This is a genomic window from Moorena sp. SIO3E8 (assembly GCF_010692445.1).
GTDB lineage: Bacteria > Cyanobacteriota > Cyanobacteriia > Cyanobacteriales > Coleofasciculaceae > Moorena > Moorena bouillonii.
The window spans coordinates 22,636-39,131 of record NZ_JAAHHM010000067.1; the positions used below are offsets into that span (position 1 = coordinate 22,636).

10 protein-coding genes and 1 pseudogene are annotated in these 16,496 nt (G+C 42.9%); 6 read left to right on the forward strand and 5 right to left on the reverse strand.

Annotated features, from left to right (window positions below; genetic code table 11):
- Positions 1 to 11: 11 nt before the first annotated feature.
- On the reverse strand, positions 12 to 1,406 hold the full coding sequence (locus F6K46_RS24100) for a methyltransferase domain-containing protein (RefSeq protein ID WP_293062831.1): 1,395 nt from the start codon (positions 1,404 to 1,406) through the stop codon (positions 12 to 14).
- Between the two features lie 483 nt (positions 1,407 to 1,889).
- Between F6K46_RS24100 and F6K46_RS24105 the strand changes: the two genes are divergently transcribed.
- Together F6K46_RS24105 and F6K46_RS24110 are read left to right on the forward strand one after the other, a co-directional pair.
- Positions 1,890 to 4,289 (forward strand): heavy metal translocating P-type ATPase, encoded by a 2,400-nt coding sequence (locus tag F6K46_RS24105; RefSeq protein ID WP_293062833.1) that lies wholly within the window; start codon positions 1,890 to 1,892, stop codon positions 4,287 to 4,289.
- Between the two features lie 293 nt (positions 4,290 to 4,582).
- Positions 4,583 to 5,023, forward strand: coding sequence for an FHA domain-containing protein (locus F6K46_RS24110; RefSeq protein ID WP_198954185.1), 441 nt, complete (start codon positions 4,583 to 4,585; stop codon positions 5,021 to 5,023).
- An 82-nt stretch (positions 5,024 to 5,105) separates the two neighbouring features.
- Here F6K46_RS24110 and F6K46_RS24115 read toward each other — a convergent pair whose 3' ends face one another.
- Together F6K46_RS24115 and F6K46_RS24120 are read right to left on the reverse strand one after the other, a co-directional pair.
- Positions 5,106 to 7,721: an AAA-like domain-containing protein gene (locus tag F6K46_RS24115; RefSeq protein ID WP_293117426.1), complete on the reverse strand. Its 2,616-nt coding sequence runs from the start codon at positions 7,719 to 7,721 to the stop codon at positions 5,106 to 5,108.
- Positions 7,718 to 9,013, reverse strand: coding sequence for an AAA-like domain-containing protein (locus F6K46_RS24120; protein WP_293062838.1), 1,296 nt, complete (start codon positions 9,011 to 9,013; stop codon positions 7,718 to 7,720). Before F6K46_RS24120 ends, F6K46_RS24115 begins: the two co-directional genes overlap by 4 nt.
- Positions 9,014 to 9,208: 195 nt before the next feature.
- Between F6K46_RS24120 and F6K46_RS24125 the strand changes: the two genes are divergently transcribed.
- A complete protein-coding gene (locus F6K46_RS24125) occupies positions 9,209 to 9,364 on the forward strand; it encodes a hypothetical protein (protein WP_293062840.1) in 156 nt (51 codons plus the stop codon).
- A gap of 215 nt (positions 9,365 to 9,579) precedes the next feature.
- Here the strand turns inward: F6K46_RS24125 and F6K46_RS24130 are convergent, their stop codons facing one another.
- Positions 9,580 to 10,839 (reverse strand): tetratricopeptide repeat protein, encoded by a 1,260-nt coding sequence (locus F6K46_RS24130; protein WP_293062847.1) that lies wholly within the window; start codon positions 10,837 to 10,839, stop codon positions 9,580 to 9,582.
- 503 nt (positions 10,840 to 11,342) lie between these two features.
- On the opposite strand from F6K46_RS24130, the gene F6K46_RS24135 reads away from it, so the two are divergent.
- The 3 genes from F6K46_RS24135 to F6K46_RS24145 all read left to right on the forward strand — a co-directional run bounded on the left by F6K46_RS24135 (position 11,343) and on the right by F6K46_RS24145 (position 16,331).
- Positions 11,343 to 11,552 (forward strand): hypothetical protein, encoded by a 210-nt coding sequence (locus tag F6K46_RS24135; protein WP_075903212.1) that lies wholly within the window; start codon positions 11,343 to 11,345, stop codon positions 11,550 to 11,552.
- Between the two features lie 874 nt (positions 11,553 to 12,426).
- Positions 12,427 to 12,783, forward strand: a complete 357-nt coding sequence (locus F6K46_RS24140) for a hypothetical protein (protein ID WP_293062850.1) — start codon at positions 12,427 to 12,429, stop codon at positions 12,781 to 12,783.
- Between the two features lie 2 nt (positions 12,784 to 12,785).
- The gene (locus tag F6K46_RS24145; protein ID WP_293062852.1) at positions 12,786 to 16,331 is read left to right on the forward strand and encodes an amino acid adenylation domain-containing protein; all 3,546 of its coding nucleotides are present in this window, start codon (positions 12,786 to 12,788) and stop codon (positions 16,329 to 16,331) included.
- A 1-nt stretch (position 16,332) separates the two neighbouring features.
- On the opposite strand, the pseudogene F6K46_RS24150 reads toward F6K46_RS24145, so the two are convergent.
- Positions 16,333 to 16,496: pseudogene (locus F6K46_RS24150) on the reverse strand (IS4 family transposase); the annotation flags it as partial.

A 16,496-nucleotide genomic window follows, 5' to 3' on the forward strand; every position in this document is an offset into this window, starting at 1 on the left:
ACTATCAGCAATTAGTGCTTTTTAAGCACGAGAGCAACCATTGGTTCTGTTTCAAAGATGTTAAACTCTACTCGATCGAGTATACTCCATGACAGCTCTTCGAGAATCTCTTGTAATGAATCGTTGCTTTCGTAGTAGTCAACTCGCAGGGTGAGGACAAAATATCCTCCAGACTTCAATAGTTCGAATAGGTTTCGCAACCCTTTAGGATGGGCGTGACCAAAGGTGAATACCCCCAACACCACAATCCCGTCGAACGCCTCAGGAGTAGAGAAGGTTAGAGGTTCTGCCACGTTCCCTTGGTGCAAGGCAGTGTAAACTTGCTTTTTCCTAGCTACCTCCAGCATTTCCTCGGAGAAGTCAACTGCTGTAATGTTGGTGTATCCTAGGTCTGCCAGAGCCTCACCTACCATTCCTGTACCTGCTCCAACATCAAGAATGCTTGCTGCTTTATTTGGCAGTACCTTTGCCAGAGCCCTAGCGGATAGAACGGGAGAGCAACGATAGGTCTCGTCTAAGTCAGCATCGTAAATGGTCGCCCAAGCATTGTACTTATCTTTTAAAGTTTTTTCATCATTAGTTCCGTAGATCCACGACACGCGATCGCTTACCTTTTGACAGCGATAGAAACTCCATCCGAGTTCCCGAGCTGTAATCGCCTCGCACATCTTATCATAGGAAGCGCTAAGTTTCGGATACTTGCTCAGAGCTAGCTCTGACAACAGTTGGTAGCTCTTATTGAGGTGTTCGCTCAAGTCTTTAGCCTCCAACACCATCAAGCCAATTTCACTGAGTGTTTTTGCGTAGGACTCATAGCTAAATGTTGGTTCAAACAGTAGTCGTTGATAAACGTGCTTTTGGCCTTCTGCGCTGATCTCGGACACTGGAGTGATCAGATCATCGAATAGGAAGATGCCTTGTTCTTGAAGAACACGGTAAATCTCCTTCAGAGCTAGCTCCCGCTGGTGGACATGGTAAAGGGTGGCTTGGCTCCAGACATGGGTAAAGGAATTGTCTGAGAAAGGTAGGCTAGTTACTGATGCTTTCTGAAAAGAGAGGCGTAGGGAGGGATACTCCTGAGCTAATGCCTTGGCATTGCCAACCCCGACTGCACTGATGTCAATGCCGACAACTTCACATCCTGTCTGCTGGGCTAGCCAGATAGCGGTGTTGCCGTTGCCGCAACCGATATCAAGTACCCGAGATTCAGTAGTCAGCCCACTGCAGGCGAGCATATATTCATTCCAACGATGGCAAGCTGGGACAAAGTCTTGAGCACGAGCGTCGGCTAAGTTGTCAAAATAGCCCCAATGTAAACTGCCTTCAGAATCCCAGAAGCTACGATACATGCTGTCTTCGTGATCGTAAAACGCTTCTGTGTCCGCTTCTGTATATTTTTGTGTCATTTTGTTTGTCTAAGTTGAGACTTACAAGTCAGACTTACTAGATTTTCAAGGAAATTCCCTTCATGAGAGTAAAATCATAAGTGCTCGTTTCTTGAAATACTTCATATTTAATTCATATTTCCTTGATATTCTCCTTCATAATTCCCTGGCCTTTTGGCCAAAAGGCCAAGGTCAATCGCAATTTCAAGACTAAGCTACTGGCACAGTTAATCTATTTAGGGCTTTTTTTATCAACTATTAACACGTCCAAAACTTGTCGAAACCCTTAAGTTAGTGCGATCTGAATTATCTAAGCTGGGGAAGCTTTTTTTTTCCAAGTCTCCTGCTGTCGTCATTTACATAAACACCAAAATAATGATAACCATTAAAAACATTAACTGTAGGCTAGTTGAGCAGCTGTTAGCCTAAGCTGGAAATAAGAGGCATGTGTTCTTCTTAATCATCTAGGCATTGCCACTATTACTGAAGCTGTTCACCAAATCTATGCCAAAATCTATCCCAACTTATCCCAAGACTACCTTAACTCAACCAGCTTTGCCTGTAGAAACCATCACATTAGATGTAACTGGCATGAAATGTGCTGGTTGTGTTGGTGTAGTGGAACGGCAACTGAGCAGTAACCCTGGGGTATCGAAAGCCTGTGTCAATCTGGTAACTGGGGTAGCTGTGGTAGAGTATCAAGCTGGTGAGGTAGAACCAACTGTCCTAGCTGAGCTGCTTACATCAAAGGGGTTTCCTAGTCAACCCCGTTTACCTGAAACTGAACAGGGAACTAAGAGCCAGGATAGGTTAACACCAGCCCAGAGACATGAGCAAGAAGCCAGAGCATACCGCCAGCAACTAGTGATTGCTGCTGTGCTGATTGTCTTCTCTACATTAGGACATATCGGTCATTGGTTCCATGGACCAATGCTGCCAGTATTGAGTACGTTGTGGTTCCATTGGGCATTGGCAACTCTAGCGCTACTACTTCCGGGACGCTCTATTATCGTAGAGGGTGGGCGCGGTTTGTGGCACGGTGCTCCCAATATGAATACGTTGATCGGACTGGGGGCGGTGACGGCTTACACCACTAGCTGTGTGGCATTACTATTCCCTAACCTGGGATGGGAATGTTTCTTTGATGAGCCAGTGATGTTGCTGGGTTTTATTCTTTTAGGTCGGACTTTAGAACAAGGAGCAAGATATCAAGCTGCTGCTGATTTTGAGTCTCTGTTATCCCTACAGCCTCAGGTAGCCCGGTTGATTGGAACATTAGACAGTAAAGAAGATGACCTTGCGGGTATCGAAATTCCTGTGGAGCAAGTCCGGGTGGGAGAATTGTTAAGGATATTACCTGGGGAAAAAGTTCCTGTCGATGGGGAAGTGATTACTGGACTCTCATCAATTGATGAGTCAATGCTGACGGGGGAATCCCGAGCAGTATTGAAGCAACCAGGGGACATGGTTACTGGTGGCACGTTGAATCAATCAGGACTGCTGGTGGTAAAGGCAACCCGTACTGGTAGAGAAACTACTTTGGCACAAATTGTAGCACTAGTGGAGGAAGCGCAAACTCGGAAAGCGCCAGTACAGCAGTTAGCAGATTTAGTAGCAGGGTATTTTACCTATGGGGTGATGGCGATCGCATTTTTAACGTTCCTATTTTGGTACGTGGCTGGAACTAGAATCTGGCCGGAGGTCTGGTCAACCATGGCGGCTTCTCCATTACTGTTGAGTTTGAAATTAGCGATCGCAGTTTTAGTGATTGCTTGTCCTTGTGCCTTGGGTCTAGCCACACCTACCGCCATTCTAGTCGGTACCAGCCTGGGGGCAAAGCGGGGCTTATTAATCAAAGGTGGTGACATTTTAGAACAGGTGCATCGGCTGGATACTGTGGTTTTTGACAAAACCGGTACCCTAACTCAGGGTCAACCCACGGTTACCGATTGCCTGCTGATTCAACCTGAAACAGAGAATGATCAACAGAGCGGGATTGCTACGAAAACCATTGCTGTATCTTCTGCTAGCCAATTGCTGCAACTGGCAGCAGCAGCAGAAAGTGGCACATCCCATCCCTTAGGTAGCGCAATTGTTACCGAAGCTCAACAGCAACAGTTACCGATGTTAGGGGCTCAAGATTTTTACACAGAACCAGGATTGGGACTATCAGCTTTAGTAGAAAACCAACGGGTAGTGCTTGGCAGTGCAGACTGGTTGAGTAAGCAGGATGTTACGATTAGTGATACTGCTCAAGCTGAAGTCAAGGCTTTGGCAGATGGGGGTAAAACAGTAGTTTATGTAGCCGTTGATGGGCTACTAGCTGGATTAATTGGTGTGAATGATCTTCCGAGAGTCGAGGCTAAAGAAACAGTAGAACACCTCAAAGACCTGGGATTGCGGGTGATGATGCTAACTGGTGACAGACCGGAAGTAGCGGCTGCTGTGGCCAAAACTTTGTCAATAGAGCCAGAAGATGTTATCGCTGGGGTGCTTCCTGATGGCAAAGCTAATGCGATCGCAAACCTCCAAGACCAGGGACACTGTGTCGCTATGGTGGGAGATGGCATCAATGACAGTCCAGCTCTAGCACAAGCTGATGTTGGGATTGCCTTGCATGGGGGAACCGATGTGGCAGCGGAAACAGCAGGAATTATTCTGATTGGTAATAACTTGCTCGATGTGGTCAAGTCCATAGACCTATCACGAGCAACCTTCAACAAAATCCGCCAGAATCTGTTTTGGGCATTCGGTTACAATATATTGGGTATTCCCATAGCCGCTGGTGGGCTACTACCAGGATTTGGGATGGTACTTTCTCCTGCTGCTGCTGGTGCCTTCATGGCTTTCAGCTCAGTTAGTGTTGTCACAAACTCACTGTTGCTAACCCGTTTACGGAATTAGTGCAAGTCCGCTTGAATACCTATAGTAAACCATCCACAGCAGCAAGGTTTCAGAAAGCTATACTTCTCTGGGTCATTGGAAGCAACCACCATAGAGTCAGCTTGGTGTCTAGTTTTTGACTTTTATTGATTCAATGGTTGAATAACAGATAATCAGGTAATGCTCACCACTCAGGAGAGGTTTTCTAGGTAAATCAGTACCTAAGTCAGTCGCAAGCTGATTGAGACCTGTGCCAATGTAAGTAAATAAGAGCATTGTTCTCAAGCAATTACCCTTTTGATCACGAGCGATTCATGGCTACACAATCTGACCACAACCATTTACTGATTATTGAGGATGACAAAGGAAGCAAGCAGATTCCTTTGGAAGAGGAGGTATATTCTATCGGTAGAGATCCAGAGTCTGATATCCGCCTGTTTTCAAAGTTTGTGTCTCGCCGACATGCCACCTTAGTCAGGCGTAGACGTTCTGATGGCAGTCCCTACTACCGAATTTTTGATGGTAACCTCAAAGGTAAGACTAGTGCCAATGGCATTTTAATCAATGGTCGTAAGCTTCAAGCCCATGATCTCGAAGATGAAGATGAGGTAATTTTTGCCCCTAAGGTCAGTGCTAAATATTATCTACTGAAGCGAGAGAATACGCCAACTGATCCAGTAGATCAAGTCGATGAGTATGATATTACCCTAATTAATCCCGGCATGATTGATGATCCGGAAGAATGGGATAATTAGAGATGAAATGACCGCCAAGTTAACCTTAAAATTATAATTTTTAAGGTTATAGTTTGAGCGGTTAGCTACAGGATGTTAAAGTTTACCAGTCGCAACGGGAGAATAGATCACTAAGAAAAGACTTGCGCCAATCCGTCACTGGGTCTTCTCTCCGGAAAGTCACAGTACGATTTTCCTTGGTGTTCCACGGTGCCAAGGGTAAGTGTCCTTCCTCCGCTTTGTTTTTGTTGAAAATTTCTGCATACCAGTTTACTTTTTCCCACCACTCGTACCATGTTTCATCTAATAATTCATCATACTCTCCCTTGGGTAAGCCACGCTCAGCAATAATTTTGTCCAAGATTTGCTTTTGTACACTGAAGCCAAACTTTCCATCTGAGTGTTTTAACCAAAGGGTGTTAAGAGTACGTAGCTTTTGGCAGGAACATTGTTCAATATGTTTGAGATCGAGCCAACCTTCTTTTTCTCGATCAGCGATGTAAAGCATGATACGAACATTTTTTAGCTCAGCATCTTTCCAGTTTCCCGACTTCATAAAGAAGTGAAGTTCAGCGAGAAAGTGATTCAACAGAGAGTCTTTGACCATTTGAGAGTCTTGACCGTTTTCAGATAGTAACTCAATGTATTCTCGATGGAAATTTTCTACGGCATTCGTTGAGAGTATTGACTGTTGTTGAGGAAGAAAGCTAGGTATAGGAGTTTCTGTATCGATATCAACGTTCGGAAACTTTTGCCAAGCCTTATCAAGGAGATTAAAGGCTTCTTGGTAAGATTTTAAGGCTTCCTCTATCTTCCCTTCTGTTTTCAGCAAGCTCCCTTCTACTCTTTTGACATGAACCTGAATTGCCCATTCTTCGGGGACATCTGAATTTGGTTGTGAGGGTAAGAGATTGTTTTTCTTGATCTGTTTAATCATTTGTCTAGCCTCATTCCACCGTTCGGTTGCTTTACTATCCTGTTCAAATTCTTGGTACTTCTGACTAAGTTGCTGATTTGCTAAAGAAATTGAAGCTAGCAGCATGGCTTGCTTGAAATCACGTTTGTCTTGTGGGATTGGCGTAGACTGACTGACTTGAACCCATGCCTCTTGTGCTTCAGAAGACAGCCCCTTGTTTTGGAGTTCTGCAGCAAGTTCAGAGAGCCTATTAATGGTTTCGATATCTTCTTTGATTATTTTATGAGCAGCTTTAGCTTGCTGTACTCTGATCACTTCCTTACCTGCCACTACTCCTGAAACAATTGCTCCCAACACAGCTATACTTAGCACCACAGCGCCGATCTGAATCCGCTGTTGAGCCTTCCGATTCGCCTCAGTTAGTACCTGATTTCTCTTCTGGGTCGCTTCCCTATCCTTCCTCTCTCTGTCTAATTCTGCTTCCAGCTTCTCTTGAGCGATTTGCTCCTCAATCCCCTTCTTTTCACTAGCCGCCAAAAACTGTTGATCTAAATAACTTAAATTCTTTCTTTTCGCCCAAGCCTGAGCATCCTTGAGAGCCTTCCCCCGCAACAACAGCGACTCATCCTGACATCCCGACGCCACCCAAGCCCTAAACCCTTCCGAATAGGGACGTAATGCAGCTAATTCTTGTTCAATCCAGTCTTGATTAAAGACTTGATGATAGATACGGTTATAGACTTTAAGAACTGGAAAAGCTCCAACTCTCTGCTTGAATACTAATCCAGATAACTGTAACTTACCTTCCTCAAAACTGTTATTGGCAACAACTTCTCCCTGTTGCCACACTTGCTGATACAATTCCAACAAGTAGGCAGACCGTTGCTCATTACTCAAGATGCGATCGCGTATGGTCTTCAAATGTTCTGGCTCATCGGTAGCTTCCCAGTTCGAGATGATATGCGATCGCACCAATTTCTCAATCCATGCCTTCTCCCCCTTTTTTAAGGGATCGAAAACCGAGGCAGAACTCACCACCAACTGACACAGCTTTTGGGTAAGAAAGGGCTGTCCTCCTGTCCAGTCTAATATCTCCTGGAGAACAGCCTGGGGGTTGCTGACCTGTCCCGCCAATCCCCTAACTAACGGCTCAACTTCATGGCGTTGAAAGCCATGTAACTCCACCGCCCGTCCGATATTAAAGGGGGTTCGGTCTTTATCTCCAATCAAATCCCCTGGTGTAGCCACCCCCAACAGCACAAAACTAAGGCGATTATAAGCAGAATTTTCTGCCCGTTTGTTGTAACAGGCTCGAACTAGAGCAAAGAAGTCATCTTTGAAGCTTAATTGCAGAACACTATCGATTTCATCAATAAAAATAACAATTGGTTGAGCAATATATTCAAACAATATCTCTTTGATAAACTTACCAAAGCACTGCACCGGAGAAATCTTTTGGTGCTGTTGAAGCCAATGGTATTCATCAAACCTATCATAGAGTTCCAACTCAGACACCAACCCACTAATCAAACCGCCATACCATTCCCGTGGGGGAATCTGTTGCGACCCGAGCATGGTAATATCAATAGAAGCACAAACAATGTCTTCTTGTTGCAACCGTTTTATGGTTTGAACTTTCAGGGAAGACTTCCCCATCTGACGGGAATTTAAGACATAACAAAATTCCCCTGCTTTTAGGTATTGATACAACTCCTCATCGGCCTGACGCTTGACATAACTGCTAGCATTAAGGGGTAATGCGCCGCCTACTTGATAGATTTGCATAGTCTGGGTTTCAATCATTGGGTCTCCTGGAATCGCGCTTGAAAATACTCCCGATATAACTGACAACGGAGAGTTACCTGATGTGCTTGTAAATGAACTAATCCCATACTGTGTAGTTTGTAAGCTGATCGGGATTCTAAGGGAATAGGACAACTGGCCTCAATCACATCTTTAAAAGCATCAGCCAAAGCTTGGTGTTGCTGTAGCATCTGCCAGAGGTGTCGTAGATGGTTGCGATAAATCCCAGCTTCGGTGGCAGCATTGTTTAATACTTTCTCGAGGGAACCAGTACCATTAAATTTGAGATGGTTAAAGCATTCGCCAATTAAATAGGGATGTCCGCCTACTAAGCCCTGCAATTGCTCAACCTCAGATGCTGTACAATCAAGTTGGTATTGTTGCGCTAATTCAATAATTTGCTCTTGGGTCAATTCCGGTAACTCAATCGGAACACCAACATTAAACGGGGATTCGTTAAGGTTAAGGGGAATATAAACTTCTGTGGAATGAACTACCACTAATCGGAGCCGTTCTAAACGTTTACCCATCTTGGCTTTCTCATGCCAAGCTCGTAACATTCCTAAAAAGTCCGATGCCACATCACGGTGAGGAAAAACTCGGTCAACCTCATCCAAACATAAGACCACTGGCCTGTTAACCTGCTGTAGCAAATACCGTTCAAAGTAGTTGGTACAAGCCATTTTACTGGTCGATAATCCTTCGTACCAGTAATCAGCTAATCGATTAGCTAATCCTAAACTTTCACTGACACAGAAGCTAAACCACTTAAGTAATGAATTAAGATTGCCAAGGTCAGTGTGGTTAGCCAGGTGCAGATTAATATACACAGTTTGATAGCCCTGCTGGGCAACCAACTTTCTCAGCACTCTAGCTATGAGTAAGGTCTTCCCCATTAGACTTGGTGCTTTAATTCTCACCAAGGCACCGGGACGTAACAGTGTTTGATAACAAGTGGTTTCAATAGGAGGGCGTTCAACATAATAGTCAACGTCAGGGATAGACTCGTCCTGATCTAAATCCGGTGTCCACGGATCTGGATTAACATTGCTATTGCTTGGTGTGCTTTCTTGATCTAGAAGAGCGATCGCTTTCCAGTCTTGCCCCAATTTTTCACTAATTTCTTGAAAATTCAGGTTATCGACAGGTCGGCCATTGAGATAATTATTGAGGGTTGATAGAGATATCTCCAATTCCTCAGCTAAGTCTTTCTGGCGAGGATAACCGTTGCGCTTAAGAGCTAATTTAACCTGGTCAATAGACTCTGGATGAACTCTGAGTGAGCGAGACATAGTTGTCGGTTCGATGAACTACTCAAACTATAACTATCTTTTATAGTCACTCAGCCCAACTCAGGTACAACTCAGGTACAAGTCGGCAATCAATTATAAGTTGGCTATAAGTCACCTGATCTCAATAGCTTCCAAGGTCTGAACTGCTTTAGCCTCAGGGTTTGATGAAGTTGTAGTTCACCTGAAACAATTTTCATGAACAATCTCGAAAGCTTCCAAACCCTTCTGGAAATTGTGTTACTAGTTCTAACTCTCTCTACTGAATCTCCATTGTTAGGTATTGCTGCTGCTATTTGTGCATTGTTGTATTTGTTAATCGACTCTGATGATTCAGATAACGGTGAAGAGTGAGGCGGTTGTCTAGCTCCCGAGATGGGAAGATAGGGAGATACGGAAATGGGGAGATACGGAAATGAAATTGATCTATACTCGTAATTTCCACTATTGGTATAAATATACCAAATTCATCAATGAATACTTCATCGGAAGTTCCCGATTCCCGATTCCCGATTCCCGATTCCCTGTACTATAGTCGTTAATTGTTAAACTATCCAAGTACAATTATACTACGAATTTTGCCGATTCACTAACTGAATTTTATTGACAAAATAAGCTTCTCGATGCTGCAATGATTCAGCCAAGTCTAGCCCCTTTTGAAATGCTGCTAAGGCTTGAGGATAGTTGTTCATATCCAGATAAATTTGACCAATTTTGTCGTAAGTGTTCATCAAGCCATAGTAATTATAGGATTTTTGCTCAACTTGAAGCAAAACCTCATAAACTTGCAAGGCAAACTCTGGCTGCTGAGAGGTAAGGTAAAGTTCTGCTAGAGGTTGTAGTGCCTCGCTAGCATGGGCAAACTGCTGTAGAGACCAGGCTAAGGCATAGGCTTCTTGATAGGTTTGACTAGCTTTTTCTGGTTGATTGAGGGCGTTGTAGTCAGATGCGATCGCAATTTTCAGGGCTGGAATCTGGGTATCATTGCCTTGATTGAGGTAAATGTCCACTAATTGCTGCTTTTTGGGCAATGCCTGGTCTGGTTGTTGGTCTTGGTCGTAGATATAAGCTAGCTGTTGTAAATAAGCCACTTGTTCTTGTTCATTTATGCGTTCGCGAAGCGGTTCCATTCGCGTAGCGTGGCCCAAAGGCCAAGGAACATCGCGAAGCGGTTCCAAAGGAACATCGCTCTGAGCTTGAGCCAGTAATTCCTCATAGGTTTCTGCTGCTTTGGGATAATCAAACCAAGCCATGTGCAATTCACCCATGGTCTTTAAGGTAGCCTCAACCGTTGCCATATCGTCCTGGTTGCGAGCATCAGCGAGAATTTGCTCATAGACTGTCAACGCTTGTCCTGGCACTCGGATCTGTTCATAAGCCTTACCCAAAGCTTTTAACAGTGGCAGATTGATCGAGTCTTCTGCTTCATTTTCCTGCTGAATCTCTTCCAACCGTGCCGTAATTAGTTGCACTGACTGCTTATTATTTTCATTCCAGGCAACTCCTCCTACTCTGCCCAAGGTTTGCACTTCTGCCACTGGATCCCCTAGCACTCGCCGCAGTCGGATTTCCCGATACCAGATGTCAAAGGCTTTGGATTGATTACCAGCTTTGAATTCAGCTTGAGCTTCAGCATTCAGTTCATCCAAAGCTTGGTTGAGTCTAGAACGTTCGGAAGGGTTGAGAGGTTCCTCTGGGGATAACGAAGGAAGGAGGGGATCAGGAGCAGTCAGTTCCAATGGATTCGGATTATCATTATCACTTGATTGGGACAAGGTCACACTAGCAAAACATAACGGGAGTATAGCAGCGGATAATGCTATGATCATCCACTTGCTTAGTTTGGGTCCGAGAAGATGTAAGCGCAAGGTAGCCATAAGGAAACTAAAGAAGGTTACTACCAGTTAGACTAGCGATTTTAGGTTCAAATTGACATCTGGCCATCTGCATCTGTAGTGATACTTTCAAGAATTGGTATTATTTCTGCCCCCCTGCACTAGTTTGACCGCTTCCGGGACTAAGTTTGTTCCTGCTACCAAGATTTAGGAGTGACAGAAGAAGTCTATTTATCTGGTGTCACTCTCGAAAAAATACAATAATAAAATAAATAAATTAGGTAGCTAAAATACAGATATTACAATAAATAATTAATTATATATTATGAAATAAAATTCCATAAAAAATCTTTGGTAACACGGCGCAAAAAGCTAATTTTTTAATTATTTTTTTTATATTTATCATCAAAATACCTCAAAAAAAACATCAAAATTATTGACAATTAAAAATATACTCATTACAATAATAATTGCAAACGTCATTTAGTTTTTTACTCATGTCTACAGACTTTATTCCGAATCAAGACAATAACCCAAAGAAACAACGTATTAAGTCCATTAAGGGCTCTCCTGAAGCAGTAATTAATACTATTTACGGCCTTTGTGCATTGGGGTATGCTAAGGTTTCCGACTGGAGCCCTTTGCAGCCGACCGGCATTCCAGGGCAAGTAATTAGTTTTGCAACCAAGTCGAAGACTTGGGGTTAATACCTTAAATTTCTGGGGGGGTTTCCCCCCTGATCAGATCCGGTAGGATTACATCCGGATTGATTCGGAAACTGATAGACATGACATAGGGTTTGCAGCACTGAAATAGCCGTAGAAATAATATCTACGGCTATTTTTTTTGCTTTTAATTTAATCTAATCGACAAGCTATCGAGTGTTGTTTTTTCGGGAAATAATATTGGATAATTAAATATTATCTGATCCCAACAATTAACATCCGTTACCAGGATTAAAAAATGCCATAATCGGCGGCATCAACTAATCGAAAAACTACCTGGTATTTAACCCCATCATAGTTACCTGAGGAATGGAGTTTTTCTAGTATCATCAGATGCTCCTCCCAGTCTTACCAATCCTTCGTTGTTTTAACTAACATGACGGCATAGTTAAGTCCGGAAGAGCCCTATAAATATCGGAAAAATGGGCGGAATTTTGTAAAGTTTTGTTTCAAAAATTCACACCTGTCCCAGAGATATATAGTAGAATAACTATGGTTTTACCACAACTTGGCAATCAGGGCGATCGCAGAACACGAAAACTAGGGATTTGCCACCCAACCGCCTGATCGCTGAAAGCATTATTGGTCGATTAACTTGCCTGATCGTGTGGTCTTACTATATAACCCTGATCGAGGCTCTCACTTTCAAAGCACAATCACTCACTTATCGCGCTTAGTAAGGTGGGAATACCCTGACCTAATAAGCACCTGGCTCGAGCACAAACTCAGGCTAGTTAAGAGCCGTGAGTAAGTTAAGGAATTCAACTAGTTCTTTGGCTTGACTGTGGACTGACAACTTGATTAAATAATTATTGGTATCTGACTTTTTTGAACTGCTTGTTAAGGGAATAGCATAGTGACGAGTTGTGTAAATTATTTCCCCAATGGGGAGTCGAAATTCTTGAGTTTAGTGGATTTATTAGGCAACAGAGCGCAAGCGATGCCTAATCAGCAAGCCTATATCTTTCTGGAAAACGGAGAAACTGAGTCAGGGAGTCTTACTTACGGCGAATTAGATAGACAAACAACAGCGTACGCATCTCATCTCCAGCAATGGCAAGGAGAACGAGTTTTACTGTTATACCCTTCTGGATTAGAGTTGATTAGCGCTTTTATGGGCTTTAAGAATGTAACTGAGTATCTAGAGGTAGATCATAGAGTATTACAAGTTCCAGATAATCTGGCAATAGATGAAGAAATAATAGAGATTTAATTATGAATAACAACCAGGTAAATATAGTTGAATTTATATCTTGGCTTCACAACCAGGGGATTAATATCTCAACCAACGGTGAAAAACTCCTTTGTCGTGTTAATAAAGGAACTATAACCCCTGCGCTACGCCAACAAATAGCTGAACGTCAAGCAGAAATTATAGTTTTTTTGCAACAAAATGGTCAAGGTTATAATACTAATTACCCACCAATTAAAGCTATTCCTAGAGACCAAAAATTACCCCTATCTTTTAGTCAAGAACGACTGTGGTTTATTGATCAACTTGAAGGGTCAAAAGCTCCTTATATTGAGCACGGTGCTTTACAAATCACCGGTAACCTAAATGTGTTAGCCCTAGAACAAGCCTTATCAGAAATAATCAATCGTCACGAAGTACTACGGACAAGTTTCTCCACTATTAATGGCAAACCAATACAAGTAATTGATTCCGACAGCACCATTAACATCAATGTAGTAGACCTACAACAATACCCAGAACCAGAACGGGAGACTATCTTAAAGCAAGAAGTACAACGTGAAGCAACAACTCCCTTTGACTTAGAGGTAGCACCATTAATCCGCTGTAAATTATGGCAACTAGACAGCAGTGAGTATGTGTTAGTGCTGACCATGCACCACATCGTATCGGATGGTTGGTCGATGGGAATATTAATCGAAGAACTATCAAGTTTATATCAAGCCTTTTGTGTAGGAGCGCCATCCCCGTTACCGGAATTACCGATTCAATATGCTGACTTTGCCCTTTGGCAAAGACAATGGTTAAGTGGAGAAATACTAGAAACCCAACTTAATTACTGGAAACAGAAATTAGAGGGTGCTCCCAAATTATTACAGTTAGCTACTGACTACCCTCGCCCAACTGCGCCAACTTATCAGGGTCGGACTGAAAGTTTTAGTTTAAATACTGAATTAACCCAGAAGTTGCAAACCCTGTCTCGAGATAGTGGTACTACCTTATTTATGACTCTGTTAGCGGCGTTTGGGACTTTACTATATCGTTACAGCGGTCAAGAAGATATTTTAATTGGTACACCTATAGCCAATCGCAATCGCCGTGAGATTGAGCCTTTGATTGGGTTTTTTGTCAATACCCTGGTATTGAGAACCCATTTTGACGATAATCCCAGTTTTTCTCAGTTGCTCAAACAAGTCAGGGAAACCACACTCAACGCTTATGAACATCAGGATGTACCGTTTGAACAGGTAGTATCCGCATTGCAACCCCAACGGTCTTTGAGTCATTCCCCCCTGTTCCAGGTGATGTTTGTGCTGCAGAATGCACCGATGGGGAAATTAGAGTTACCAGGTCTGAGTTTGAGTCAGTTCAATCAACACAGTACTACCTCTAAGTTTGATTTGACCCTGTCAATGACGGAAACAGAGCTTGGATTGGTGGGGACATGGGAGTACAACACAGACTTATTTGATCGGTCTACTATTAAACGGATGGCTACTCATTTCCAGAACTTGTTGTCAGCAATTGTGGACAATCCCCAACTTTCTGTGGGAGAGTTACCTTTGTTGAGTGCAGAGGAACGTCATCAACTGTTGGTGGAGTGGAATGATACTGCCAGTGAATATCCCAAAGAGAAATGTATTCATCAGTTAGTTGAGGAGCAGGTAGAGAAAACACCAGATGCTGTGGCGGTGGTGTTTGAAGAAGAGCAGTTGACCTACCATCAATTAAATCAAAGGGCTAACCAACTAGCACATCACCTACTTTCAATGGGAGTAGGACCAGAGGTACTGGTAGGTATTTGTGTTGAACGTTCTGTACAGATGGTGGTAGGACTGTTGGGGATACTCAAGGCTGGTGGTGCTTATGTACCCCTGGATCCTAATTATCCCTCAGAACGACTGAGTTATATGTTAGAAGATTCAGGTGTGGAAGTATTGTTGACTCAACAGTCTCTAGTAGAATCTTTGCCCTCACATAACACACAGATGGTTTATTTGGATAGTGAATGGGGAGCAATTGAGGAATATAGTCAAGATAATCTTGAAGTTGGGGTTGACTCGGATAATTTGGCTTATGTGATTTATACTTCTGGTTCTACTGGTAAACCAAAGGGTGTACAAATTAACCACAAAGCATTGGTGAACTTTATTGAATCAATGCAGCAAAAACCAGGATTAGAATCAACGGATATTTTTATATCAGTTACTACCTTATCTTTTGATATTGCTGGATTAGAATTATATCTTCCCTTAATTACCGGTGCACGCTTAGTTGTTATAAGCCGAGAAATTGCCACAGATGGAATGCTTTTAGCACAAAGTCTAGACAACTACCAAGTAACTACAATGCAAGCCACTCCGGCAACTTGGAGATTATTGCTAACCGCAGGATGGAAAGGAAACAAGCAATTAAAAATTCTCTGTGGTGGAGAGGCTTTAGATATAATTCTTGCCAAAGAATTGCTTAAGACTAGCAAACAAGTCTGGAATTTATATGGTCCTACGGAAGCAACTATTTGGTCGGCGGTCGCTCTTGTAGATAATCAGTTTAGTGGTTCTTTTGTCCCGATTGGATTTGCCATTAATAATACCCAAATCTACATCCTAGATCGCCACCTCCAACCAGTACCCATAGGAGTACCTGGAGAATTATACATTGGAGGTGATGGCTTAGCCAGAGGCTACCTCAACCGCCCAGAACTAACATCGGAAAAATTCATCACTAATCCCTTCTGTAATTCCAAATCAGAACGACTCTACAAAACCGGAGACTTAGCGAGATACCTACCAGACGGTAACATTGAATTTCTAGGTCGCATCGATAACCAAGTCAAAATCAGGGGTTTCCGAATCGAACTAGGGGAAATAGAATCAGTACTTAACACCCACCCCCAAATCCAACAAACCGTAGTAATTGCCCGAGAAGATCTTCCTGGTAACAAACGCCTAGTTGCCTATATAGTTGTTGAAGAATCACTAAGCACCAACCAACTACGAGAATTTCTCAAGCAGAAACTACCAGACTACATGGTGCCCAGTGCCTTCGTTACTTTAGACACCCTCCCGTTAACACCAAATGGCAAAGTAGACCGCAAATCACTACCCGCACCTGATGGGGTTTTCAGCAGAGTTGAGGAATACGTCGCACCACGTACAACCATAGAACTTCAACTGACTCAAATCTGGTCAGAAGTTTTGAATCTCACCTCTGTCGGAGTACAAGATAACTTCTTTGAACTGGGCGGTCATTCCCTTCTAGCTGTCCGTCTGATGTCAAAAATTCAACAACAATTCCAAATCAATTTACCTTTAGCCACCCTTTTCCAAAGTCCCACCATTGAACAACTAGCCAGCCTTCTGGGTTCTTCAGTAAATACACAAAACCCCATCTTAGTGGGCATTAAAACCAGTGGAAACCAACCTCCATTATTCTGTATTCACCCGGTTGGTGGTAATGTCCTGTGTTATGCAGAGTTAGCTCGTCATTTAGCTCAAGATTATCCAGTATATGGTTTACAATCTCTCGGTTTAGATGGACAACAGCAACCTGAGGGGGCGACGAAATAAGCTAAAATGCAGATTCTATAAGCAACCTAGCCCTTATACCTCGTTGATAATACTTTCGTTTATTAGGATTGAGTCTCATTAATTCGGTTACTAATTCTAGACAACAATCCTTAAACTTTACCCAGGTTTGACCATATAAACCAATGTAAAAACTGCTATGTCTCC

Coding starts and splice junctions, on each gene's coding strand:
- F6K46_RS24100 (WP_293062831.1), bottom strand. CDS start 1,406: ATGACACAAAAATATACAGAAGCGGACACAGAAGCGTTTTACGATCAC.
- F6K46_RS24105 (WP_293062833.1), top strand. CDS start 1,890: ATGCCAAAATCTATCCCAACTTATCCCAAGACTACCTTAACTCAACCA.
- F6K46_RS24110 (WP_198954185.1), top strand. CDS start 4,583: ATGGCTACACAATCTGACCACAACCATTTACTGATTATTGAGGATGAC.
- F6K46_RS24115 (WP_293117426.1), bottom strand. CDS start 7,721: ATGATTGAAACCCAGACTATGCAAATCTATCAAGTAGGCGGCGCATTA.
- F6K46_RS24120 (WP_293062838.1), bottom strand. CDS start 9,013: ATGTCTCGCTCACTCAGAGTTCATCCAGAGTCTATTGACCAGGTTAAA.
- F6K46_RS24125 (WP_293062840.1), top strand. CDS start 9,209: ATGAACAATCTCGAAAGCTTCCAAACCCTTCTGGAAATTGTGTTACTA.
- F6K46_RS24130 (WP_293062847.1), bottom strand. CDS start 10,839: ATGATCATAGCATTATCCGCTGCTATACTCCCGTTATGTTTTGCTAGT.
- F6K46_RS24135 (WP_075903212.1), top strand. CDS start 11,343: ATGTCTACAGACTTTATTCCGAATCAAGACAATAACCCAAAGAAACAA.
- F6K46_RS24145 (WP_293062852.1), top strand. CDS start 12,786: ATGAATAACAACCAGGTAAATATAGTTGAATTTATATCTTGGCTTCAC.